This window comes from Allobosea sp. 117, assembly GCF_000702305.1.
GTDB lineage: Bacteria > Pseudomonadota > Alphaproteobacteria > Rhizobiales > Xanthobacteraceae > Ancylobacter.
Map to the genome: position 1 here is coordinate 160,135 of NZ_JNLC01000010.1, position 22,232 is coordinate 182,366.

Sequence of the window (22,232 nt, forward strand, 5' to 3'; positions counted from 1 at the left end):
GCCCCGCTTCCCCCTTCCCTGGAGCCTTCCTCGCGGCCGGAACATCTGCCGGCGGGGGAATGTCTCCGATGATGCCTCAGCCCCGGCCCGCTGGGGCGAGCCGTGGCACGGGCCGTCGCTGCCCAGGCGAATCATCGTGACTTTAGCGAAGGGGGACTCGCCCTAGAAGGGGCGAGGGGGGCGATCAGAGGCCTTCGAACAGCGCCGTGGACAGATATCTTTCCGCAAAGGACGGAATGATCACGACGATGGTCTTGCCTGCCATCTCCGGACGCGCGCCGACCTCGATCGCCGCGGCGATGGCCGCGCCCGAGGAGATGCCGACCGGGATACCTTCGAGCCGGGCCACCGCGCGGGCGGTCTCGAACGCTGTCTGGTTGCCGACGGTGACGACCTCGTCGATCACCGAGCGGTCCAGCACGTCCGGAATGAAGCCGGCGCCGATGCCCTGGATCTTGTGCGGGCCCGGCTGGCCGCCGGAGAGCACCGGACTGTCCTCGGGCTCCACCGCGACGATGCGCAGACCCGGCTTGCGCGCCTTCAGCACCTGGCCGATGCCAGTGATGGTGCCGCCGGTGCCGACGCCCGCGACCACCGCATCGACCGCCCCGTTGGTGTCGTTCCAGATCTCCTCCGCCGTGGTGCGGCGATGCACGGCCGGGTTGGCCGGATTGCGGAACTGCTGCGGGATGATGGCGTCGGGCAGCTCCTTCACCAGCTCCTCGGCGCGCGCCACCGCGCCCCGCATGCCCTGCGCGGCCGGGGTCAGCACCAGCTCGGCGCCGAGCAGGGCCAGCATCTTGCGCCGCTCGACCGACATCGATTCCGGCATGACGAGGATGAGGCGATAGCCGCGCGAGGCCGCCACGAAGGCGAGGGCGATGCCGGTGTTGCCCGAGGTCGGCTCGACCAGCACGGTGGTCGGCTTCAATACGCCGGCCTCCTCCATCGCCTCGATCATCGAGACGCCGATGCGATCCTTCACGCTGCCGATGGGGTTGAAGAATTCGAGCTTGGCGAGGATGCGCGCCTTCACGCCGTGCTGCGCCGGCAGCCGGTTGAGCTGCACGAGAGGGGTGTCGCCGATGGTCTCGGTGATCGAGTTATAGACACGCCCGCGTCCGGCGGGGGCGGCGGTTGCATCGGTCTTGAGCGCGGGCTCGGCCATCTGTTCCTCCAACGCCGCCGTTCAGGGCCGCGTATCCCTCTCGAGGATCCGCTGTGCGATTCGGCGGCAGCTTGCACGACGCATGTTGCCGCCTGCCTAACATATTCACGCCGAGGGGTCGAGGAACGAAATTTTCAACAGCTCTATATAGTGAAATCAATGCCCTCGGCCAGGCCGCGCCTGGCGCCGTCCTGCGTGGCCTTGCGGCAGAGCTCCTCGACGGTCACCGCCTCGAGCGCGGCCTCGAAGGTGCGCTCGGCCTCCGCGACCGCCGGCTGGACCACATCGCGCACGATGGGCGGGAAATTGCCGAGCGCGTCCTCGGCTTCGGATTCCACCACCCGCACCACCTCGGCGACGGTGATCCTCCGGCGCTCGCGGGCGAGCTCGTAGCCGCCGCGCGGCCCGCGCACGCCCTTGAGCACGCCGGCATGCACCAGAGCCTGCAGCACGGGCTCCAGATGCCGGGGCGGAAGCTCGTGCCGGGCGGCGAGCGCCTTGGCCGCCACCGGGGTGCCGCGCGCGTGCAGCGCGACGTCGACGACCGCGGCGATGGCGAGCAGGCTCTTGTCGGACAAGCGTGGCATGCACCTTGGCTAGCGCGATATTTTGCTGCCGTCGAGGCCTGTCGAGCCGAATCCACCGCTTCCACGTGTTGTTTTTTCCAAATCACGTGTTTCGGAGAGCTGAATCTGCGTCACCGGTGCGATGACGAGCTGCGCGATGCGCTGGCCGCGTTCGACGGTGAAGGGGGCCTCGCCGAGATTGACCAGCAGCACCTTGATCTCGCCGCGATAATCCGCGTCGACGGTGCCCGGGGCGTTCAGCACGGTGACGCCGTGCTTGAGCGCCAGGCCGGAGCGCGGCCGCACCTGCGCCTCGAAGCCTTCCGGCAGGGCGATGGCGAGACCGGTCGGCACCGCCGCGCGGGCGAGCGGGGCGAGCGTCAGCGGCTCGCCGGGCGGCACCGCGGCGATGAGGTCGAGCCCGGCGGCGCCGGCGGTGGCATAGTCGGGCAGCGGGAGGTCGGCGCCGTGCGGCAGCCGCATCACCGGGACGTCCAGACTCACGAGGCGGCCTCCGCGGCGTTCAGCGTTTCGGCGATGCGCGCGACCAGCCGGCGCGCCACCTCCGTCTTGGTGCCGGTCGGCCAGTGCTCGACCCCGGCTTCGGTGACGAGGTGCACGGCGTTGCTGTCGGCGCCCATGACGCCGCCGGGAATGCCGCTCGCCGCCCCGCCATCCATCGACACGTCGTTGGCGACGATCCAGTCGCAGCCCTTCCGGGCGCGCTTGGCCTGTGCATGGGCGATCACGTTGTGCGTCTCGGCGGCGAAGCCGACGACGAGGCGCGGCCGGCGGTTGCCGCTCAGATGCGCGACGCTCGACAGGATGTCGGGGTTCTCGACGAGGGCGAGCGGAGGCACGCTTGTGCCGTCCTTCTTGAGCTTCTGGGCGGCCTCGCCGGCCACACGCCAGTCTGCGACTGCGGCGGCAAAGATGGCGGCGTCCGCCGGCAGCGCCGCTTCCACCGCCGCCAGCATCTCGCGCGCCGTCTCGACATGGCGGACCGCGACGCCGGGCGGGTCCGGCAGGCCGACCGGTCCGGACACCAGTGTCACCTGCGCCCCCGCCGAGGCGGCGGCGGCGGCGATGGCGTGGCCCTGCTTGCCGGAGGAGCGGTTGGCGATGTAGCGCACCGGGTCGATCGGCTCGTGCGTCGGCCCCGAGGTGACCAGCACCCGCCGGCCGGCGAGCGGACCGGGCGTCGATGTGCCAAGCAGGCGCTCGACGGCTTCCGCGATCTCGACGGGTTCGGCCATGCGTCCCGCGCCGTCCTCGCCGCGCTCGGCCATGGCGCCGGCATTCGGGCCGATGAAGACGACGCCGTCGGCGCCGAGCTGCACCGCGTTGCGCACGGTGGTGGGGTGCGACCACATCGCCGGGTTCATCGCCGGCGCGGCGAGGATCGGCGCGCGGGTTGCGAGCAGCACCGCGGTGGCGAGGTCGCCGGCGAGGCCATGGGTCATCTTCGCCAAGAGGTCCGCGGTCGCCGGCGCGACGAGGACGAGGTCGGCCTCGCGGGCGAGGCGGATATGGCCGATATCCTGCTCGTCTTCGCGGTCGAACAGCTCGGCGAACACCTTGCCATGGGACAGCGCGCCCGCTGCCAGCGGCGTCACGAAGCGCTGCGCCGCCTCGGTCATCACGACGCGGACATCCGCGCCGCGCTCCTTCAGGCGGCGGATCAGGTCGAGGCTCTTATAGGCGGCGATGCCGCCGCCGATGATGAGAAGGATGCGCTTGCCGGTGAGCATGCGGGGAGCCTGCGCTTTTTGCCTGCGTGGCCTATAGCGCAGCGCGGCCGTGCGGCCCAGAGGCGATCAGGCCGGGACCGCCGATCGGACCGTCATTCCGCCGCGCCGGCGTGGGGATGGTGGTCGCGCGAAGCGACCAGATAAACGATGCCGCCGACGACGAGGGCGCCGACCGGCATGATCAGCAGCAGCAGGAAATCCGCGGTGCTCATGGCTCAAGGCTCCCGAGGAGACGTCGCGCAAGGAAATGTAGGGAGATGCTGCCTGCAAGGCAAATCATGCTGACTGCCGCCACCCCCAAAGCCGGCACAGAGCCGCCGTTCAGCACCGAGATCACCGGACCGAGCCCCCCGACGGCCATCACCGCGATGGCGATGCCGTTCAGATAGGTCGCGGACAATTTGGTGCGCTCGTTGTGAATGAGGCTCATGGCGGCCTCAGAACAGCAGGTTGAGCGCCAGCAGTGCCGCGATGACCCAGAGCGCGATGCTGGTCCAGCGGTTGCCGCGGCCCTTCGCGCGGCCGATCGCCTCGACCGTCCCCGGCGCCAGCGCGATGCCCTCGCGGGTGGCATCGTCGAGCTGGGCGGCGATGCGCTGCGCCTGCCCGACCAGCGTCGGCAGGGTGTGCACGCTGCGGGCGAGCGCGCCGAGATCGGTCGCCACCTCCTCCAGCCGCCCGGCCGGGCCGAGATTGCGCTCGATCCAGGTGCGGACCACCGGCTCGGCGGTCCTCCACATGTCGAGCTGCGGGTCGAGCGCACGGGCGACGCCCTCCACCACCACCATGGTCTTCTGCAGCAGCAGCAATTCGGGGCGCGTCTGCATGTCGAACAGGCTGGTGACCTCGAACAACAGGGTCAGCAGCTTCGCCATCGAGATCTGGTCGGCGCGGCGCGAATGGATCGGCTCGCCAATGGCGCGGATCGCCTGCGCGAAATCGTCGATGGAATGCTGCGGCGGCACGTAGCCGGCCTCGAAATGCACCTCCGCCGTGCGGCGATAGTCGCGGGTGATGAAGCCGTAGAGGATCTCGGCGAGGAAGCGCCGCTCCTTCGGTCCCAGCCGGCCCATGATGCCGCAATCGACCGCCACCAGCCGGCCTTCCGGATCGACGAACAGGTTGCCGGGATGCATGTCGGCGTGGAAGAAGCCGTCGCGCAGCGCGTGGCGCAGGAAGGACTGCATGACGATGCGCCCGAGCGCCGGCAAATCGTGGCCGGCGGCGCGCAGGCCGTCGAGATCGTTCAGCTTGATGCCGTCTATCCATTCCGTGGTCAGCACCTCGCGCCCGGTGCGGTCCCAGTCGACCGCCGGCACGCGGAAATCGTCCTCGGCTTGGGTATTCTGCGCGAGCTCGGAGAGCGCGGCGGCCTCCAGCCGCAGGTCCATCTCCATCGCCACCGAGCGGGCGAGCGTGTCGACGATGGCGATGAGCCGCAGGCGCCGGCCTTCGGGGGAGGCCTTCTCGCCGAGCCGCGCCGCCCGGTGGAAGGAGGAGAGGTCGATGCGGAAGCGCCGCTGCACGTCCGGGCGCAGCACCTTCACCGCCACCGCACGGGTCGTGCCGTCGGGATCCACCACCTCGCCGCGATGCACCTGCGCTATCGAGGCGGCGGCGATGGCCGGCCCGAACGCGGCATAGACCTCGCTCGCCGGCCGGTCGAAGGTGCGCCGGATGGTCTCCTCCGCGATCGCCTGCGGGAAGGCCGGCATGCGGTCCTGAAGCGTCTCAAGGTCGCGCGCCAGCGCCGGCCCCACCACGTCGGGCCGGGTCGCCAGGAACTGGCCGAGCTTCACATAGGACGGGCCGAGCCGGGTGAGGGCCGCGGAGAGCTGCGCCGCCCCGCTCACCGTCCCATCCTTCGCCTCGCGCCGCTCGATCAGCCGGGCGAAGCGGAAGGCGGGCGCGGCACCGGGCGGCAGCGCGGCGGGGTCGAGCCGCGCCAGCACGCCCTCGCGGGCGAACACATAGCCGGCATGGGCGAGCCGCAGCGCGTCTCCGAAGGGCGTTCCCACGGCGGCCTCAGATCCGCGCGCCGGAATGCAGCGCGACGATGCCGCCCGAGAGCGGCGTGAAGCCGACACGCGCGAAGCCGGCCTCGCGCATCAGCTCGGCGAAGGCCTCCGGCGGGGGAAAACGGCGGATCGATTCGACGAGGTACTGGTAGGAATCGGCATCCCCGGTCACCAGCCGGCCGAGGCCGGGGATGACCTTGAAGGAATAGGCGTCATAGACCGCGTCCAGCCCCGGCACGTCGACGCGGGAGAACTCCAGCACATAGGCGTGCCCGCCGGGTTTGAGCACGCGGCGCATCTCGGACAGCGCCCGGTCCATGCGCGGCACGTTGCGGATGCCGAAGGCGATGGTGGCGGCGTCGAACGACTTGTCCGGGAAGGGGAGGTCCTCGGCATTGGCCTCGACGAACTCGACGCGGTCGGAAAGCACGCGCGTGCTCGCCCGCTCGCGTCCGACCTCCAGCATGCCGGAATTGATGTCGGCCACGGTGGCGCGGGTATTCGGGCCACCCGCCTCGACGGTGCGGAAGGAGATGTCGCCGGTGCCGCCCGCCACGTCCAGCAGCGCGAAGGGCCGGTCGCCCTTCGGCGGGCGCAGCTTCGAGATCAGCGCGTCCTTCCACAGCCGGTGGAAGCCGAGCGACATCAGGTCGTTCATCAGATCGTAGCGGCGTGCCACCGAGTGGAACACCTCGTCGACCATGCCCTGCTTCTCGCCGAGCGGCACGGTGCGGAAGCCGAAATGGGTTTCGGCGGCCTCGTTCGCCGTCATGTCGCTCACCGCCATCCGTGCTGTCCGAACCTCGCCGGCGCATCGGTGCGCGCGGGCGGGCGGACCATAGCGGAGAGCGGGCAGGCGCGCCAATCCCGCCGGAGGGCGACCGGACAGCGCGGCTGACCTTACAAAAATTTCACGCAATGCCGCTCTTAACCCGCCATTTTCCGATCTTCATATCGTGAGGACTACACGGGAGCATTTCCTCGTCGGCGGGCCGCCGGTCGGGAAAGGCTCCAGGCAACCCTGATGGAGGGCTCCACGATGAATGCCGACGAACGTGCCCTGATCGACGGTCTGTTCGACCGCCTGCGCGCGGTCGCCGATGCCCCCCGCGACGCCGAGGCCGAGGCGCTGATCGCCGGTCACGTCGCGCAGCAGCCCTACGCGCCTTATGCGCTGACGCAGACGGTGCTGGTGCAGGAGCATGCGCTGCAGGCGGCCAATGCCCGCATCGAGGAGCTCCAGGCGGCGCTGAAGGCGCGCGACGCGCAGCCGGCGCCGGGCGCCGGCTCCTTCCTCGGCGGCCTGTTCGGCGGCGGCGCCCAGACGTCGTCTCCCGCAACCGGGCGCCCGACCTCGGTGCCGAGCGCCGGCCAACGGCCCGAGCGCTTCGCCTATCCCGACGCGCCGGGCGCGCCGGCGGCCAATCCCGCCCCGCTCCAGCCGGCCGCGCCGGCGCGCGGCGCTTTCGGCGGCGGCGGCTTCCTTGCCTCGGCCCTCACCACGGCGGCCGGCGTCGCGGGTGGCGCGCTGCTCTATGACGGCATACGCTCGATGCTGAACACGTCGGGCAGCCCCTTCGGTGAAACAAAGATCGCCGAGGCCAAGGCCGACGAGGCCAAGTCCGACGAGGCCAAGTCCGACGAGGCCAAGTCCGACGAGGCCAAGTCCGACGCGAATGCGGATGGCGGCTCGGATTCCGGCAGCGGCTGGAACCCCTGGGGCGATTCGGCCAAATCCGACGCCTCGGAGAAAGCCGACGCCTCCGACAAAGGCGCCGATGCCGATTCGAATGCCGATGCCAGTTCGGCCGATGACGGCTTCTTCACCGATCTCGCCGCCGATGACGGCGAGGCCTTCGACGGCGGCCTGTCGGGCGGCTACGACGACAGCGGCTGGGCCTGACGTCCCGGCGGCGAAGCGCGGAAGGCAAGCAGTGCGATGCCCGGCTTCGGCCGGGCATTACGACTCTGGCGCTCTTTTGAGCGCGGTCAGGCCGGATGGGCGCTCTCCGCCCTCAGCCCGCTCCGCCGATGATGATCACCTCCGCATCGGCGGCGGTGCGGCGGATGGCGAGCGCTTCCTGATATTCCGGCGAGCGGTAGCAGGCGAGCGCGGTCTCGTAGTCGGCGAAGGCGAGCACCACGTTGCGCGAGCGCGCGGAGCCGTGCACCACCTCGTAGCGCCCGCCGCGCACCACGAACCAGCCGCGATACTTCTCCACCGCGATGGCATCGATGGTGACATAGGCCTTGTAGGCCTCGGGGTCGTTCACGTCGACGCGCAGGATCCAGTAGGCGCCCGGTCCTTCGGCGGGGCCGTCGAGCACGCCGGCGGCGGGCTGCGCGCCCTCATAGCCCTCGATCACCACATGCTCGCCCTCCGAGGCGGCGAGGCGATGCTGATAGGCGGCCTGATATTCCGGCGAGTGGAAGCAGGCGAGCGCGGTGTCGTAGTCGGGGAACTCCACCACGACGTTGCGCGAGCGCGAGGTGCCCTCGACCGCCTCGAAGGCGCCGCCGCGCACGAGGAAGCGCCCGCCGAACCGCGCGATCGCCGCGTTGGCGCCGTCGATATAGAGCTTGTAGCGCTCCGCGTCGGTGACATCGAGGCGGCTGATCCAATAGCCCTTGGCCATGTCTGCTCCTTGGATACTCGGTACGCTGGATAGGTCAGAGCGCCGCGGCGATCTCGGCCTGCACCGCGCGGGCGGCGCTTGCCGGGTCGGGCGAGCCGACGATCGGGCGGCCGACGACGAGATGATCGGCGCCGGCGCGGATGGCCTCAAGCGGGGTGGCGACGCGCTTCTGGTCGCCGGCCGCGCTGCCGGCCGGGCGCACGCCGGGCGTCACGATGGCCCGGCGCGGGCCGAGCACGGCGCGCACCGAGGCCGCGTCCGTGGGCGCGCACACGACGCCGTCGACGCCGATGTCGCGCGCCTGCGCGACGCGGCGCGCCACCGTCTCGGCGACGCCCGCGCCATAGCTCGCTTCCGCAAGGTCGGCGTCGTCATAGGAGGTGAGCACGGTCACCGCGAGGATGCGCAGCGGGCTCGCGCCCTTGCCTTCCATCGCCGCCCGCATGGTCTGCGGATAGGCGTGCACGGTGAGGAAGGAGGCGCCGAGCCCGGCGATCGAGGCCACCCCGCGCGCCACCGTGTTGCCGATGTCGTGCAGCTTGAAGTCGATGAACACCTTCTTGCCGTCGGCGATCAGCTCGCGGGCGAAGCCGAGGCCTCCGGAGAAGCCGAGCTCGTAGCCGATCTTGTAGAAGGTGACTTCCTTGCCGAGCCGGCCGACCACCGTCTCGGCGGCGCGCACGGAGGGAAGGTCGAGGGCGACGATGAGGCGGTCGCGCGGATCCGGGATGGGATGTGCCATGAAATTCGGCGGCTCGTGCGGCGTCAGGCGCGGGAGGCCGCGCGCCGGCCGGCTTCCTCGATCAGCCGCGACAGCACGCCGCGAAGCTGCTTCATCTGCCGTTCCTCCTTCAGCGCCCCGGCCTCGTCGAAGGCCTGCCCGGCGCTGCCGACCGCCATCTGCTCGCCCAGCACCAGCGCGCTCAAGCCCAGCGCCAGCACCTGCCGCAGCATCATCGAGGCGCGATAGCCGCCCATCGCGCCCGGCGAGGTCGAGCCGATCACCCACACCGGGCCCTTGAAGGCGTCGCCCTCGCTGGCGCGCACGCGGCTCACCCAGTCGATTGCATTCTTCAAAAGCGGCGGCACCGCGGCATTGTATTCCGGCGTCACCACGAACACGCCGTCCGCCCCCGCCAGCACGTCGCGCAGGCGCTTGGCCGCCTCCGGCACGCCCTCTGCCGCTTCGAGGTCGCCGTTGTAGATCGGCAGCTCGTAATCGGCGAGCGAGAGATGCGTCACCTCGGCGCCGAGGCCGGGAAGCTCGCGTGCCACCAGGCTCGCGAGCTGCGCGGAGAAGGCGCCGGTCCGGATGGAGCCGGCGAAGACGACGATCTTGGGAAGCGCCATGGTTCTGTCCGTCAGCCGTGAATCTCGGCCGGACGATAGACCCAAACGCAGGCGGGCGGGAGATTGAGCCAGATGCGCGGGCTGCGATGCGCCTTCACACGCATGTGCGACAGCGGCAGCGGCGAGACCACCGCATAGGTGAACTGGATGAAGGGGGCGTCCGGCACCGACATCCCGAACGCCTGATTGACGAGGCTCTGGCGCTCCGGCACCGGCCGGGTGAACAGCGGCAGGCTGGAGACCACGGCGACGGCCGGCTTGTCGAGCTGGCCGTCCAGCGTCCTGGCCATCGCATAGGCGTCGCCGCGGATCACCGTGGCGCCAGGGAAGCGCTGGCGCAGCAGCGTGCAGAAATCGGGATTGTACTCGATCAGCACCAGCCGTTCGGGGGCGACGCCGCGCGCGATCAGCGCGCTGGTCACCGGCCCGGTGCCGGGGCCGAGTTCGATGACCGGGCCGTCCTGCTTGGGATCGACGAACCCCGCCATGGTCTTGGCGAGTGCGCGGCCGGACGGCGACACGGCGCCGGTGCGCAGCGGGTTCTGCAGCCAGGAATGCAGGAAACGGACTTCGTCGAGTTTCGGTTTGTGCTTAAAGGCACAGTGATCGGCGGGACGGTGCAGCATGCCACTCCACTTCCTGCAGTCCGTCGCGCGGACCATTGGCGATTAAACGGGATGAACCGGACGGTCAAGCCGACGCTGTGACGCGGTTCGAATCATGCTGCCGCACCGCTGTGACGCGGCGATTACACGCCGCCGCGCGCACGGGGCCATGGGACACCCGCGCGGCCCCGTCATTCCGCCTCGCCGGCGAAGAAGTCCTTCACGCGCGAGAAGAAGCCATTGGCCTCCGGATGCGTATCCTTGGAGCATTCCTTGTCGAACTCGGCGAGCAGCTCGCGCTGGCGCCGCGTGAGGTTCTGCGGCGTCTCCACCACCACCTGCACATACATGTCGCCGGTGTTGCGGGTACGCAGCACCGGCATGCCCTTGGCGGTGAGCCGAAAGCGCTTGCCGGTCTGGGTGCCCTCCGGGACCTTCACCTTGGTCTTGCCGCCGTCGATGGTCGGCACTTCGATGGAGCCGCCGATCGCCGCCGTCACCATCGAGATCGGCACCCGGCAGAACAGGTCCGCGCCGTCGCGCTGGAAGAACTCGTGCGGGGCGATGGACAGGAAGATGTAGAGGTCGCCCGGCGGGCCGCCCCGCGTGCCGGCCTCGCCCTCATTGCCGAGGCGGATGCGCGTGCCGTCCTCGACGCCGGCCGGGATCGCCACCTGCAGCGTGCGCTCCTTGGTGACGCGGCCGGCGCCGGCGCAGGCCGGGCAGGGGTCCTCGATCACCTGGCCGCGGCCCTGGCAGGCCGGGCAGGTACGCTCCAGCGTGAAGAAGCCCTGCGCGTGGCGGATGCGGCCCGAGCCGCCGCAGGTCCGGCAGGAGGTCGGCTGGGTGCCCGGCTTGGCGCCGGTACCCGAGCAGCCCTCGCAGGTCACCGAGGTCGGAAGCCGGATGGTGGCCTCCTTGCCCGCATAGGCCTCCTCGAGCGTGATTTCCATGTTGTAGCGCAGGTCCGCGCCGCGCTCGCGACCGCTGCCCCGCGCGCCGCCGCGCCGTCCACCGCCCGCCATGCCGAACAGGTCGTCGAAGATGTCGGAGAAGGTCGAGGCGAAGTCGGCGCCGAAGCCCGGGCCGCCACCGCCGCCATTCTCGAACGCGGCATGGCCGAAGCGGTCATAGGCGGCGCGCTTCTGCGGGTCCTTCAGGACGTCGTAGGCCTCGTTGATCTCCTTGAAGCGGATCTCCGCCTCGCCGTTGCCGGGGTTGCGGTCCGGATGCCACTTCATGGCGAGCTTGCGGTAGCAGCTCTTCAGTTCGCCATCGGTGACGGTGCGGGTGACTTCGAGGATCTCGTAATAGTCGCGCTTGGACATATCGGACGCGCGGCTCCAGTTTTCAGCGCTTGCGGCGAGGGGTGCGTCGCCTCGGAAGCGGTCGTCGGCGTCGGTTGGCTATCAGCATTTCTCGAGCTCTTTCCGATCAGGTGGAATCACCTGATCGACAAGAAAGTGCTCTTATTCAAATTGGAGCATGTTCTTATCGCGAAAGTCTCTCAACTTTCGCGGAACATGCTCTCATGTCGATCGGGCGGCCGCCAAGCCGCCCGATACCGTTCCGAGATGCGTCATGCCGGGTTATCCCCCGGCATGACGGCATTTCGTCGATGAAGCCGGTCAGGCCGACTTCTTCTTGTCGTCGTCGACCTCGGTGAACTCGGCGTCCACCACGTCGTCCTTCGGCGCCGAGCCGCCCTCGTCGCCACCCTGTTGGGCGGCGTACATCGCCTCGCCGAGCTTGAGCGAGGCCTGCGCCAGCGTGTTGGTCTTGGCGCTGATCGCCTCGGCATCGTCGCCTTCCAGCGCCGACTTGAGATCGGCGAGCGCGGTCTCGATCGCGCCCTTCTCGGCCGCGCCGACCTTGTCGCCGTGCTCGGAGAGCGCCTTCTCGGTCGAATGGACCAGAGCCTCGGCGTGGTTCTTCGCCTCGGCGAGCGCGCGCCGCTGCTTGTCCTCGGCGGCGTGCGCCTCGGCGTCCTTCACCATCTTGTCGATGTCAGCGTCCGAGAGGCCGCCCGAGGCCTGGATGCGGATCTGCTGCTCCTTGCCGGTGCCCTTGTCCTTCGCCGACACGTTGACGAGGCCGTTGGCGTCGATGTCGAAGGCGACCTCGATCTGCGGCACGCCGCGCGGCGCCGGCGGGATGCCGACGAGGTCGAACTGGCCGAGGATCTTGTTGTCCGCCGCCATCTCGCGCTCGCCCTGGAACACGCGGATCGTCACCGCGGTCTGTCCGTCCTCGGCCGTGGAGAAGGTCTGGCTCTTCTTGGTCGGGATGGTGGTGTTGCGGTCGATCAGGCGCGTGAACACGCCGCCCAGCGTCTCGATGCCGAGCGAGAGCGGGGTCACGTCGAGCAGCAGCACGTCCTTCACGTCGCCCTGCAGCACGCCCGCCTGGATGGCGGCGCCGATGGCGACCACCTCGTCCGGGTTGACGCCCTTGTGGGGCTCCTTGCCGAAGAACTGCTTCACCACTTCCTGCACCTTGGGCATGCGGGTCATGCCGCCGACGAGCACGACCTCGTCGATCTGCCCGGCGGTGAGGCCGGCGTCCTTGAGCGCCTTCTTGCAGGGCTCGACGGTGCGCTGGATCAGCTCATCGACCAGCGCCTCGAACTTGGCGCGGGTGAGCTTCATGGTGAGGTGCTTCGGCCCGGTGGCGTCGGCGGTGATGAAGGGCAGGTTGATCTCGGTCTGGGTCGCGCTCGAAAGCTCGATCTTGGCCTTCTCGGCGGCTTCCTTCAGCCGCTGCAGGGCGAGCTTGTCGTTGCGCAGGTCGATGCCCTGCTCCTTCTTGAACTCGTCGGCGAGATAGTTGACGAGCCGCATGTCGAAATCTTCGCCGCCCAGGAACGTGTCGCCGTTCGTGGACTTAACCTCGAACACGCCGTCGCCGATCTCCAGGATCGACACGTCGAAGGTGCCGCCGCCGAGGTCATAGACCGCGATGGTGCCGGCCGACTTCTTCTCGAGGCCATAGGCGAGCGCGGCCGCGGTCGGCTCGTTGATGATGCGCAGCACCTCGAGGCCGGCGATCTTGCCGGCGTCCTTGGTGGCCTGGCGCTGGGCGTCGTTGAAGTAGGCCGGGACGGTGATGACCGCCTGCGTGACCTTGGAGCCGAGATAGGCCTCCGCGGTCTCCTTCATCTTCTGCAGCACGAAGGCGGAGATCTGCGAGGGCGAATACTTCTTGCCGTCCGCCTCGACCCAGGCGTCGCCATTGTCGCCTTTGACGATGTGGTAGGGGACGAGCTTCTTGTCCTTCTCGACCATCGGGTCGTCGTAGCGGCGGCCGATCAGGCGCTTCACCGCGAAGAAGGTGCGCTCGGGATTGGTGACCGCCTGGCGCTTGGCCGGCTGGCCGACGAGGCGTTCGCCGTCCTCGGTGAAGGCGACGATGGAGGGCGTCGTGCGGGCGCCTTCCGCGTTCTCGATCACTTTCGGCGAGGTGCCTTCCATGACGGCGACGCAGCTATTGGTCGTGCCGAGGTCGATGCCGATGACTTTAGACATGAATAGTTCTCCTTCCGGCAGGCCGGCCGGGCCTCGCTCAAGCACCCGGAGGAGAACGGAGATGGCGTTGCCGCCCTGCCGCCGTCCCCCCGGTCCGGCCCCCAAACGATTGGGTACGGCGTGTTTACCGCACGCCGTTCGGGCCGGATATAGGGGGGCGCGCGGATGCCTGCAAGACGATCAAACGCAGGAACTTCCAAACGCGGGAACTTCGATCCCGTGAAAGAACTTTGCGCGGCGCCGTGGCGCCGCGCCGCGTCAGTGCCCGGTGAAGACCAGCGTCTGGATCGGCAGGATCAGCGCCTGTATCCGCAGCAGCAGCGCATGCACGAGGGCGACGGTGTCGACGACGTGCAGCCAGATGCCCTCGAAGAAACCCGCCTCGCCCGACTGCAGCCGGTCGTGGTTGCTGGAATAGGCGTTGGCGACGCAGCTACTGCCGGGCGGCACGTTGTCGAGCCCGCCCTTGTAGAGCGGCTCCAGCACCACCGTGATGGTGCCCGGCCGCTGCACCTGCTGGGCGTCGAGGAGCTGCTCGCCGGCGCGGAACTGGCCCGCCGCGATGAAGTCCTGCACGTTCGTCACCACCAGCGGGATGACGGTGAAGGGCTTGGAGATGCAGGTCGCCTCGGCGACCATGCCCGGCTTCATCACCTGGGCCTCGATCTGGCCGAAGCCGGCGATCAGCCGCCCGCGCCCCGCGCCCTCGGGGATCAGCACCCCGGCGGGGCGCATCAGCGGCGTGACGAAATCGCCGACCTTCAGCGCGAACTGCTCGATATGACCGGCTGTTCCGGCGCGGATGATGGTCTTTCTCAGGTCGACCTCGGCCTGCGCCAGCGCCGCTTCGGCGCTGGCCTTCTGCGCCGGCAGCAGCGTGCTCAGCCGGGACTGCGCGCCTTCCCTGGCGGCGATCGCCGCCGCCACCGCGCCCTCGCGGCCGTCGACCACCCGCTGCAGCCGCTCGATCTCGCGGATCGTCACCGTGTCGCTGTTGCGGGTGCGCAGCTCCTGCTTGACCCGCAATTCGTCGCGCGCCTGTTCCAGCGACTCGTTGGCCTGCCGGATCTGTCCCTCGGCGGCGGCGATGTCCGACTGCGCCACCACCATCGAGGCGTCCACCTCGGTGATGCGCCGGCGCGCGGTCTCGATCGCCGTCTCCTCCGACGACGGATCGAGCCGGAAGATCGGCTGCCCCTCTTTCACGACGTCGCTCGGCTGCACGAAGATCTCGACGACGCGCCCGCCAACCTCCGGCACCAGCGGCACGGTGCGGAAATAGGCCGTCACGGTGCTGGTCGAGGGGTGGTTGTAGAAGATCACGGTGATCAGGCCGATGGTCAGCATGAGGCAGGCGGTGATGCCCCACCTCAACTCGAACCACACCGAGTAGAGGGTGATCTCCCGGCCAAACCGCTTGCCCTGGACATAGCGGCGATAGAGGTAGTCCGGGAACACCGTGACCAGCGAGCAGAGCAGCAGCTCAAGCATGACCGCCCCCCTGTGACGGCGAGACCGGCGGGGCCGCGGGCGGCGCATCGGGCGCCGGCTCGGCGGAGGACGGCTCCTGCGGGGGCGGCGCCGTGCCGGCGACCACCTCGGCCGCTCCGGCGATGCGGTTCAGCGGCGCCAGGAAATCCGGGATGTCGATGAAGGCCAGCAGCAGCGCGATCACCCAGAACATGTGGACATGGGTGAACAGCGCGAGCAGGCACAGCACCGCGACGATCTCGAACTGCAGCTTCTTGCCCTTATGGGCCATCCGCTCGGGCAGCGAGTGCAGACGCAGGAACAGCACGCCGGTGAGCAGCACGCCGCCGATCAGGAGGATGGCGGCGACGACCATCAGGACATCGGTACTGCCCGGCGGGGTGATGAAGAACGGCAGCGCGTGGTTGGCTGCTTCATGCGGCGGGATCACGATGTTCCCCTGTGGCGACCGATCCCCGGAGCGGCGCGGGGCCGCGTGCCGGTAAATTAAGGGGGCGGCCGGCGGCCGTAAAGCCGACCGATGACCACCATCCCATCTTAAAGCATGTTCCGCGAAAGTTGGAGGCCTTTTGCGATGAGGGCATGCTCCAACCTATTGAGTCGAGGCGCTTTCCTGCCGATCAGGCGGCCTCGCCCGATCGGACGGGGACTCTAGCCGGCCTCCTGCATGGCCGCCGGCGCCTCGGCGCGGAAGCGGTCGGCGAGCGCGCGCAGCACCGGCACCTGGTCGCCGAGCTCGCGCCAGTGGCGCGGGTTCAGCTCCATGATCGCGGTGGTGTCGGGCGGCAGCGGGCAGGCAGCGGTGACCGCCTCCCAGTCGATGCCGCCCCAGCCGAGCGGCAGGTGCAGGTCGCCCTCGCCGAAGGCTACCGCCTCGGCCGGGTCGAAGGTCCACAGGTCGGAAGGCCGGCCATAGGAATCGTGCAGGTGGAGGTGCCGCGCGAAGGGCGCCAGCGCCGCCAGCTCGGCGATCGGGTCCAGCCGGGCGTCGGTGCAGCGGATGAAGGCGTGGCTGAAGTCGATGGTGGCGCGCACCGCCGCGTGGTCGATCGCCGCCAGCTCGCCGGCGAGCTTGGCCGGCGTCGCCGTCTCGCGCACCTCGCCGAAGCGGAACACGTTCTCGACGCACAGCGTCACCCCGGCGGCCTCGGCCTTGTCGCCGGCGCGGGCGAGCGCCTCCCGCTGGCGGGAATAGGCCACCTCGATGTCGCCGGTCTCGATGCGCACCAGACCGGTGTGCATGACGAGGTTGCGGGCGCCGATCGCGGCGGTGATCTCGATGCTCGCCGCCAGCACCGCCTCGTGCCGGGGCAGGCGCTCGGGTACGTCCATCAGGTTGATGGCGAGCGGCCCGTGTACCGTATAGCCGAAGGGCCGTCCCTTGAGCGCGCGCTCAAGGTCCTTCAGCCGCGCCTCGAGCACCCGGCCGGAGACGATCAGGTGCCACGCATAGACCGGCAGCTCCACGACGTCGACGCCGAGCGCCTCCGCCTCGTCGAGCGCCGGGCCGAGATCGTCGAATTCGGGGCTGCCTTCACGAAGGGAGTAACCAACGGCGCGAATCGGGGAGATCGGTGCGTGCATCTGCATCGAGCGTCTGTCCTGTCAGGTTGGCCGCCCGCAACGGGCAAAAGCGGCGCGCGAGGTGCTGCCGAGATGGGTGCAAGGCAGCACGGGGACGGTGGCAGGCGGGAAGGCGCGACAGGCGCGGCCCGGCCACGGCGGGATCATGCGTGCGCCACGTTTATGGCACACGGATTACACATTGCCACCCTGCCGCAGCGTCACCCCGCGGAATTCAGGCCTCCGACGTCATCCAGCCAAGCACCGCGCCCTCGGCGTCCTTGACGATGGCGATGCGCCCGACCTCCGGCACGTCGAAGGGCCGGCGCAGCACGATGCCGCCGGCCTCCTCGACCAGCGCGACCCGCGCATCGACGTCGTCGACCTCGACATAGGCGAGCCAATGCGCCGGCAGCCCGTCGAACTCCGGGCTCGACAGCGGGAAGATGCCGCCGACCGTCTCCTCGCCCATGCTGGCGATCCAGTAGGTGCCCATCGGGATCTCCATGGGCTCGAAGGTCCAGCCGAAGACGCGGGCGTAGAACGCCTTGGCGGCCTCGACGTCCCAGCTATTCAGCTCGTTCCAGACGAAGCTGCCATGGGCGTCCACCTCGTCCTCGTCCGGCACGCTGTCCTCGCGGGCGTCGTCTTCACGAGCGTCGTCGTCCTGCATGTGGGCCTCCTGCGCGTGATGCCGTTTTCGGCTGCGCGGGGAGCCTAGCGGCAAAACGCGACATTTCCGCATCGCTGCCGCCGCGCCATGCGTGATCCCCCGCATTCCGGCATGCCTTGTTCGCGCCGCGATGGCTTGCGATGTCACGCGAAGCCATCTAGACCGGTCGTGCCGGCCACACGTCGTCCATGTCGGACCGCCTGTCGCCGCCAATATCCCCCGAGCGATGCATCTCCATCATCATCCTTTCTGTCCGCATTCCCGTTTCATTCGCCTCGCCTTTGGCGAGTATGGAGGCGAGCCTGCACTGGTGGAGGAGCGGGTATGGGAGCGCCGCCCGGAATTCCTGCGGCTCGATCCGGCGGGCGCCACGCCGGTGCTGGTGGAGGATGACGGCCTCGTCGTTCCGGGCGCCGGCCTGATCGCCGAATATCTCGACGAGATCGCCGGCGCGGCGCTGGGCGACCGCCGGCTGCTGCCGGCCGACCAGCCCGGACGCATCGAGGTGCGCCGCCTGTCGAGCTGGTTCAACGACAAGTTCTTCGCCGAGGTCTCCGAGCCGCTGGTGCGCGAGAAGGTCTACAAGCGCTTCATGCCGCGCGAGGCCGGCGGCGGGCCGCCCGACATGGTGGCGATCCGCGCCGCCCGTGCCAATATCCGCTATCATCTGCATTATATCGGCTGGCTTCTGAAGGCGCGGAACTGGATCGCCGGCGATCGGCTCACCTATGCCGATCTCGCGGCGGCGGCGCATATCTCCTGTGTGGACTATCTGGGCGACGTGCCTTGGGACGAGGACGAGACGGCGAAAAACTGGTACGCGCGGATCAAGTCGCGGCCGAGCTTCCGGCCGCTGCTCGCGGTTACCATGGCCGGCATGCCGCCGGCGGCGAGCTACGCCGACCTGGACTTCTGACCCCGGCATCCGCCAAGGCCTATATCCGGAACCTCGCCCGCGAGGAGGGCTTCGACGCGTTCGGCGTCGCCGCCCCGGACGCCATCCCGCTCGCCGCCCCGCGCCTCGCCGAATGGATCGCCTCCGGCGCCCATGGCGACATGGACTGGATGCCGGAGACGGCGCCGCGCCGCGGGGCCCCGCGCGGGCTCTGGCCGGAGGTCGGCGCGCTCGTCATGCTCGGGCTGAATTACGGGCCGGAGCTCGACCCGCGCGAGGCGCTCGCGGCGCGGACCCGCGGCACCATCTCCGTCTATGCGCGCGGCGACGACTATCACGAGCTGATCAAGGGCAAGCTGAAGCGCATCGCCTCGCGCTTCGTGCCGCGCGCCGGCGGTGATGTGAAGGTGTTCGTCGACACCGCGCCGCTGATGGAGAAGCCGCTCGCGGCCGCCGCCGGCCTCGGCTGGCAGGGCAAGCACACCAATCTCGTCTCGCGCGAGAAGGGCTCCTGGCTGTTCCTCGGCGCCATCGCCACCACGCTCGCTTTGCCGCCGGATGCCGCCGAGGTCGACCATTGCGGCTCCTGCCGCGCCTGCCTCGACGCCTGCCCGACGGCGGCCTTCCCCGCGCCGTACCGGATCGATGCGCGGCGCTGCATCTCCTACCTCACCATCGAGCATCGCGGACCGATACCGCTCGAATTCCGAGAGCCGATGGGCAACCGCATCTATGGCTGCGACGACTGCCTCGCCGCCTGCCCGTGGAACAAGTTCGCCGCGCTGGGACGCGAGGCGCGGCTCGCCGCGCGTGAGGAGAACCGCGCCCCGCCGCTAGCCGAGCTCGCCCGGCTCGACGAGGCGGCGTTCCGCGCCCGCTTCACCAAAAGCCCGATCAAGCGCACCGGGCGCGCCCGCTTCCTGCGCAACGTGCTGATCGCCATCGGCAATTCGGGCGATGCCGGGCTCGCGGGCGAAGCCGAGCGGCTGGTCGGCGAGGAGAGCCCGCTGATCCGCGGCGCGGCGGTGTGGGCGCTCTCGCGCCTGCTGGCGCCGGAAGCCTTCGCCGCGCTGCGCGCCCGGCATTTGCCGGCCGAGCCCGATCCCGAGGTCGCCGCCGAATGGCGGGCGGCCGCATGAGACATCCGAGATGACGACCCTCCTCTGCCTCGGCTACGGCTATTGCGCCGCCCGCTTCGTCGCCCTGCACGGCGCCGGCCATGCGCGCATCCTCGGCTCGACGCGCGGCGAGGGGCGCTCGGCCGACAGCGTCGAATTGCTCGGAACCGGTTCGCCCGCCTTCGCCGCCGCGCTCGGGGAGGCCGACGTGCTGCTGGTCTCGGCGCCGCCGGACGAGGGCGGCGACGCCTTCCTGCGCGACCATGCCGAGCGCATTGCCGCCGCCGGCCGCAGGGGCTCCATCGTCTATCTCTCCACCATCGGCGTCTATGGCGACAGCGGCGGCCTCCTGATCGACGAGGGTGCGCCGCTCGCCGCCACGAGCCCGCGCGGCCGGCGGCGCATCGAGGCGGAGGCCGCCTGGCGGGCGCTCGGCGCGCGCGCCGGCCGCCCGGTCGCGGTGCTGCGGCTCGGCGGCATCTATGGGCCGGGGCGCAACGCGGTTCAGGACATCCGCGACGGCGACGCGCACTGCATCGTGCGCGAGGGGCAATTCTTCAACCGCATCCATGTCGACGATATCGCCGACGCCATCGCCGCCGCGATCGCGCGCGGCTTCGACGGCACGGTGAACGTCGTCGACGACGAGCCCGCCGCCGCCTGCGCCCCCGTGCGCTTCGCCGCCGCGCTGCTCGGCGTGCCGCCGCCGCCCGCCGTGCCCTACGAGATCGCGGCCGCGTCGATGTCGCCGATGGCACGCTCCTTCTGGGCCGACAATCGCCGCGTCAGCAACCGCCGGCTTCATGACGCGCTCGGTCTCGCGCTCCGCTACCCCACCTATCGCGAGGGGCTGGCCGCGCTGTTCGCCGCCGGCGCCTGAGATATTCCGGCAAGCTTTTGCCGTAGCAGGACTTTTTGATTATCGGCCGAAACTGGCGCTGAACTGTTTCGTGTTCTGGCGGATGCTCGACTCGTCGCCGCGTGCATCCTAGAATATCCGCTTCTGGGGGTTGCGGGCTTGACGGTGTTGCGGGCGGCAGCCGTCGGGAAGCCGCGAGGCGGAGCGCGGCATGACGCTTTGGCAGCGCGTATCGGAGTGTCGGTCCGCATTCGCTGCGGTGGCCGTGACCTCTGGCGTGGTCAACATCCTCTATCTGACCGCGTCGATCTTCATGATGCAGGTCTATGACCGGGTGCTCGGCAGCCAGAGCATCCCGACGCTGATCGCGCTCTCGCTCTTCGCCGTCGCCGCCTATCTCTTCCAGGGCGTGCTCGACATGCTGCGCCAGCGCATGATCGCGCGCATCGCCGAGCATGTGGAGGAGGGCGTGGCGCCGGAGCTGTGCCGCATCCTCGTCGTGCCGCCCGGCATCGCCGGTGCCCAGCGCCCGGACATCGGGCGCGGGCAGGAGACGCTGCAGCTCTTCCGCGACCTCGACGCGGTGCGCGGCTTCGCGGTCGGCGGCGGCATGCTCGCCATCCTCGACGCGCCGTGGATGCCGATCTACCTCGCCTTCCTGTTCTTCCTCAGCCCGCTGCTCGGCTGGACCTGCATTGCCGGCGCGGTGGTGCTGACCGTCCTGGCGGTGATCACCGAGCTCAGCGTGCGCGCGCCCGCCCGCGCCTCCGCCGAGCAGCTCTCCGAGCGCAACCAGCTCGCCGAGGGCGCGCAGCATGGCGCCGAGGTGATCCGCGCCATGGGGATGGGCGGCGCGATCATCGAGCGCTGGCAGCGCCTCAACGCCGGCTATCTCGACCTGCAGCGCCGCGCCCATGACCGCAGCGGCGGGCTCGCCGCCGCCTCGCGCTCGCTGCGCTACGTGCTGCAATCGACCATCCTCGGCCTTGCCGCCTATCTCGCCGTGCGCGGCGAGATCAGCGCCGGCTCGATCGTCACCTCGACCATCCTCGCCGCCCGCGCGCTCTCCCCGGTCGACCAGTCGATTGTCCACTGGCGCGGCTTCCTCGCCGCCCGGCGCGGCTGGGCACGGCTCTCCGCCGTGCTGAAGGCGGCCGCCCGTCCGCCGGCGCCGCTTGCACTGCCGGCACCGAAGCGCGACCTGAAGGTCGAGCAGCTCTTCGTCGGCGCGGCGGGACGCGCGACGCCGATCGTCTCCAATATCAGCGTCACCGTGCCGGCGGGCTCGGCGCTCGGCATCGTCGGGCCCTCCGCCTCCGGCAAGTCGACGCTCGCCGGCGCGCTGGTCGGCGTGCGGCGCGGCCTCAAGGGCCGCATCCTGATCGACGGCGCGCCGCTGGAGCAGTGGGACGCCGAGCTGCTCGGCCGCCATGTCGGCTATCTGCCGCAGGACGTGCAGCTCTTCGACGGCACCATCCGCGAGAACATCAGCCGCTTCGCCGCCAATCCCTCGCCCGCCGCCATCATCGAGGCGGCCGAGGCGGCCGACTTCCACCGGCACATCCTCGACATGCCGGCCGGCTACGACACCCGCATCGGCCGCGGCGGCTGTTTCCTCTCCACCGGCCAGCGCCAGCGCCTCGGCCTCGCCCGGGCGCTCTATGGCGACCCCTTCCTCGTCGTGCTCGACGAGCCCAACGCCAATCTCGACGCCGAGGGCGAGCAGGCAGTGAGCAACGCCATCGCCAGGGTGCGCGCGCGCGGCGGCATCGTTGTCGTCATCGCTCATCGGCCGAGCGTGCTGCAGTCGGTTGACCTCGTCCTGGTGCTGCGCAACGGCGAGGTCGCCGCCTGCGGGCCGCGCGACGACATCGTGCGGCGCGGCCCGGTCAGCGTCGTGCGCAACGCGCCGCGCCCCGAGATCACCACCGCCGAGGCGGTGAAGCCCGATCCGGCGCGGCTCCAGCCGGCAACGGCCGCCGATCCGTCCGGCGCGGCGCCGCTCGAAGCCTGAC

22 protein-coding genes are annotated in these 22,232 nt (G+C 70.1%); 5 read left to right on the forward strand and 17 right to left on the reverse strand.

The features are described from left to right. Positions 1-184: 184 nt before the first annotated feature. The 7 genes from cysK to ubiE all read right to left on the reverse strand — a co-directional run bounded on the left by cysK (position 185) and on the right by ubiE (position 6,290). The gene (gene cysK / locus U742_RS0102775; protein WP_029349820.1) at positions 185-1,168 is read right to left on the reverse strand and encodes a cysteine synthase A; all 984 of its coding nucleotides are present in this window, start codon (positions 1,166-1,168) and stop codon (positions 185-187) included. A gap of 143 nt (positions 1,169-1,311) precedes the next feature. Next, entirely contained in the window at positions 1,312-1,755 is a 444-nt protein-coding gene (locus U742_RS0102780; protein ID WP_029349822.1) for an RrF2 family transcriptional regulator, read from the reverse strand. 9 nt (positions 1,756-1,764) lie between these two features. Then, positions 1,765-2,217, reverse strand: a complete 453-nt coding sequence (gene dut, locus U742_RS0102785) for a dUTP diphosphatase (RefSeq protein WP_197028194.1) — start codon at positions 2,215-2,217, stop codon at positions 1,765-1,767. A 17-nt stretch (positions 2,218-2,234) separates the two neighbouring features. Next, positions 2,235-3,485 carry a bifunctional phosphopantothenoylcysteine decarboxylase/phosphopantothenate--cysteine ligase CoaBC gene (coaBC, locus tag U742_RS0102790; RefSeq protein ID WP_029349826.1) on the reverse strand — a complete coding sequence of 417 codons (1,251 nt, stop codon included), beginning with the start codon at positions 3,483-3,485 and terminating at the stop codon, positions 2,235-2,237. 208 nt (positions 3,486-3,693) lie between these two features. Beyond that, positions 3,694-3,915 (reverse strand): hypothetical protein, encoded by a 222-nt coding sequence (locus tag U742_RS0102800; RefSeq protein ID WP_029349828.1) that lies wholly within the window; start codon positions 3,913-3,915, stop codon positions 3,694-3,696. Positions 3,916-3,922: 7 nt separating this feature from the next. Continuing rightward, entirely contained in the window at positions 3,923-5,503 is a 1,581-nt protein-coding gene (gene ubiB, locus U742_RS0102805) for a 2-polyprenylphenol 6-hydroxylase (protein WP_029349830.1), read from the reverse strand. Between the two features lie 7 nt (positions 5,504-5,510). Further along, complete coding sequence (ubiE, locus tag U742_RS0102810) at positions 5,511-6,290, reverse strand: bifunctional demethylmenaquinone methyltransferase/2-methoxy-6-polyprenyl-1,4-benzoquinol methylase UbiE (RefSeq protein WP_081852783.1); 780 nt, start codon at positions 6,288-6,290, stop codon at positions 5,511-5,513. 237 nt (positions 6,291-6,527) lie between these two features. Here ubiE and U742_RS22385 point away from each other — a divergent pair, with 237 nt between their 5' ends. Then, positions 6,528-7,406 carry a DUF2076 domain-containing protein gene (locus tag U742_RS22385; protein ID WP_051660797.1) on the forward strand — a complete coding sequence of 293 codons (879 nt, stop codon included), beginning with the start codon at positions 6,528-6,530 and terminating at the stop codon, positions 7,404-7,406. A 112-nt stretch (positions 7,407-7,518) separates the two neighbouring features. On the opposite strand, the gene U742_RS0102820 is transcribed toward U742_RS22385, so the two are convergent. From U742_RS0102820 to U742_RS0102865, 10 genes are all read right to left on the reverse strand, one after another. Beyond that, positions 7,519-8,139, reverse strand: a complete 621-nt coding sequence (locus U742_RS0102820; protein ID WP_029349836.1) for a DUF1330 domain-containing protein — start codon at positions 8,137-8,139, stop codon at positions 7,519-7,521. Between the two features lie 34 nt (positions 8,140-8,173). Next, positions 8,174-8,881 carry an orotidine-5'-phosphate decarboxylase gene (pyrF, locus tag U742_RS0102825; protein WP_029349838.1) on the reverse strand — a complete coding sequence of 236 codons (708 nt, stop codon included), beginning with the start codon at positions 8,879-8,881 and terminating at the stop codon, positions 8,174-8,176. Positions 8,882-8,904: 23 nt separating this feature from the next. Continuing rightward, a complete protein-coding gene (locus U742_RS0102830) occupies positions 8,905-9,489 on the reverse strand; it encodes an NADPH-dependent FMN reductase (protein ID WP_029349840.1) in 585 nt (194 codons plus the stop codon). 11 nt (positions 9,490-9,500) lie between these two features. After that, positions 9,501-10,115, reverse strand: coding sequence for a class I SAM-dependent methyltransferase (locus U742_RS0102835; RefSeq protein ID WP_029349842.1), 615 nt, complete (start codon positions 10,113-10,115; stop codon positions 9,501-9,503). A gap of 170 nt (positions 10,116-10,285) precedes the next feature. Continuing rightward, entirely contained in the window at positions 10,286-11,422 is a 1,137-nt protein-coding gene (gene dnaJ, locus U742_RS0102840; protein WP_029349844.1) for a molecular chaperone DnaJ, read from the reverse strand. A 300-nt stretch (positions 11,423-11,722) separates the two neighbouring features. Then, positions 11,723-13,618, reverse strand: coding sequence for a molecular chaperone DnaK (gene dnaK, locus U742_RS0102845; protein WP_029349845.1), 1,896 nt, complete (start codon positions 13,616-13,618; stop codon positions 11,723-11,725). Positions 13,619-13,876: 258 nt separating this feature from the next. Next, a complete protein-coding gene (locus U742_RS0102850; RefSeq protein ID WP_029349848.1) occupies positions 13,877-15,109 on the reverse strand; it encodes an HlyD family secretion protein in 1,233 nt (410 codons plus the stop codon). Then, positions 15,102-15,542 (reverse strand): hypothetical protein, encoded by a 441-nt coding sequence (locus U742_RS0102855; RefSeq protein ID WP_051660798.1) that lies wholly within the window; start codon positions 15,540-15,542, stop codon positions 15,102-15,104. Before U742_RS0102855 ends, U742_RS0102850 begins: the two co-directional genes overlap by 8 nt. Before the next feature lie 218 nt (positions 15,543-15,760). Further along, positions 15,761-16,699 (reverse strand): sugar phosphate isomerase/epimerase family protein, encoded by a 939-nt coding sequence (locus U742_RS0102860; RefSeq protein ID WP_029349851.1) that lies wholly within the window; start codon positions 16,697-16,699, stop codon positions 15,761-15,763. A gap of 208 nt (positions 16,700-16,907) precedes the next feature. After that, the gene (locus U742_RS0102865) at positions 16,908-17,345 is read right to left on the reverse strand and encodes a VOC family protein (protein WP_197028155.1); all 438 of its coding nucleotides are present in this window, start codon (positions 17,343-17,345) and stop codon (positions 16,908-16,910) included. Positions 17,346-17,571: 226 nt separating this feature from the next. On the opposite strand from U742_RS0102865, the gene U742_RS0102870 reads away from it, so the two are divergent. The 4 genes from U742_RS0102870 to U742_RS0102885 all read left to right on the forward strand — a co-directional run bounded on the left by U742_RS0102870 (position 17,572) and on the right by U742_RS0102885 (position 22,231). Continuing rightward, entirely contained in the window at positions 17,572-18,261 is a 690-nt protein-coding gene (locus tag U742_RS0102870; protein ID WP_029349856.1) for a glutathione S-transferase family protein, read from the forward strand. Then, complete coding sequence (queG, locus tag U742_RS0102875; RefSeq protein WP_029349857.1) at positions 18,258-19,379, forward strand: tRNA epoxyqueuosine(34) reductase QueG; 1,122 nt, start codon at positions 18,258-18,260, stop codon at positions 19,377-19,379. The genes U742_RS0102870 and queG overlap by 4 nt, the downstream gene beginning before the upstream one ends. 10 nt (positions 19,380-19,389) lie before the next feature. Further along, positions 19,390-20,238, forward strand: a complete 849-nt coding sequence (locus tag U742_RS0102880; protein WP_029349859.1) for an NAD-dependent epimerase/dehydratase family protein — start codon at positions 19,390-19,392, stop codon at positions 20,236-20,238. Positions 20,239-20,428: 190 nt separating this feature from the next. Then, positions 20,429-22,231, forward strand: coding sequence for a type I secretion system permease/ATPase (locus U742_RS0102885; RefSeq protein WP_081852786.1), 1,803 nt, complete (start codon positions 20,429-20,431; stop codon positions 22,229-22,231). Position 22,232 lies beyond the last annotated feature (1 nt).

Bases quoted from the DNA above. Each gene is read 5' to 3' on its own strand.
- cysK (WP_029349820.1), bottom strand. From the start codon at position 1,168: ATGGCCGAGCCCGCGCTCAAGACCGATGCAACCGCCGCCCCCGCCGGA.
- U742_RS0102780 (WP_029349822.1), bottom strand. From the start codon at position 1,755: ATGCCACGCTTGTCCGACAAGAGCCTGCTCGCCATCGCCGCGGTCGTC.
- dut (WP_197028194.1), bottom strand. From the start codon at position 2,217: ATGCGGCTGCCGCACGGCGCCGACCTCCCGCTGCCCGACTATGCCACC.
- coaBC (WP_029349826.1), bottom strand. From the start codon at position 3,485: ATGCTCACCGGCAAGCGCATCCTTCTCATCATCGGCGGCGGCATCGCC.
- U742_RS0102800 (WP_029349828.1), bottom strand. From the start codon at position 3,915: ATGAGCCTCATTCACAACGAGCGCACCAAATTGTCCGCGACCTATCTG.
- ubiE (WP_081852783.1), bottom strand. From the start codon at position 6,290: ATGGCGGTGAGCGACATGACGGCGAACGAGGCCGCCGAAACCCATTTC.
- U742_RS22385 (WP_051660797.1), top strand. From the start codon at position 6,528: ATGGAGGGCTCCACGATGAATGCCGACGAACGTGCCCTGATCGACGGT.
- U742_RS0102820 (WP_029349836.1), bottom strand. From the start codon at position 8,139: ATGGCCAAGGGCTATTGGATCAGCCGCCTCGATGTCACCGACGCGGAG.
- pyrF (WP_029349838.1), bottom strand. From the start codon at position 8,881: ATGGCACATCCCATCCCGGATCCGCGCGACCGCCTCATCGTCGCCCTC.
- U742_RS0102830 (WP_029349840.1), bottom strand. From the start codon at position 9,489: ATGGCGCTTCCCAAGATCGTCGTCTTCGCCGGCTCCATCCGGACCGGC.
- U742_RS0102835 (WP_029349842.1), bottom strand. From the start codon at position 10,115: ATGCTGCACCGTCCCGCCGATCACTGTGCCTTTAAGCACAAACCGAAA.
- dnaJ (WP_029349844.1), bottom strand. From the start codon at position 11,422: ATGTCCAAGCGCGACTATTACGAGATCCTCGAAGTCACCCGCACCGTC.
- dnaK (WP_029349845.1), bottom strand. From the start codon at position 13,618: ATGTCTAAAGTCATCGGCATCGACCTCGGCACGACCAATAGCTGCGTC.
- U742_RS0102850 (WP_029349848.1), bottom strand. From the start codon at position 15,109: ATGCTTGAGCTGCTGCTCTGCTCGCTGGTCACGGTGTTCCCGGACTAC.
- U742_RS0102860 (WP_029349851.1), bottom strand. From the start codon at position 16,699: ATGCAGATGCACGCACCGATCTCCCCGATTCGCGCCGTTGGTTACTCC.
- U742_RS0102865 (WP_197028155.1), bottom strand. From the start codon at position 17,345: ATGCAGGACGACGACGCTCGTGAAGACGACGCCCGCGAGGACAGCGTG.
- U742_RS0102870 (WP_029349856.1), top strand. From the start codon at position 17,572: ATGCATCTCCATCATCATCCTTTCTGTCCGCATTCCCGTTTCATTCGC.
- U742_RS0102880 (WP_029349859.1), top strand. From the start codon at position 19,390: ATGACGACCCTCCTCTGCCTCGGCTACGGCTATTGCGCCGCCCGCTTC.
- U742_RS0102885 (WP_081852786.1), top strand. From the start codon at position 20,429: ATGACGCTTTGGCAGCGCGTATCGGAGTGTCGGTCCGCATTCGCTGCG.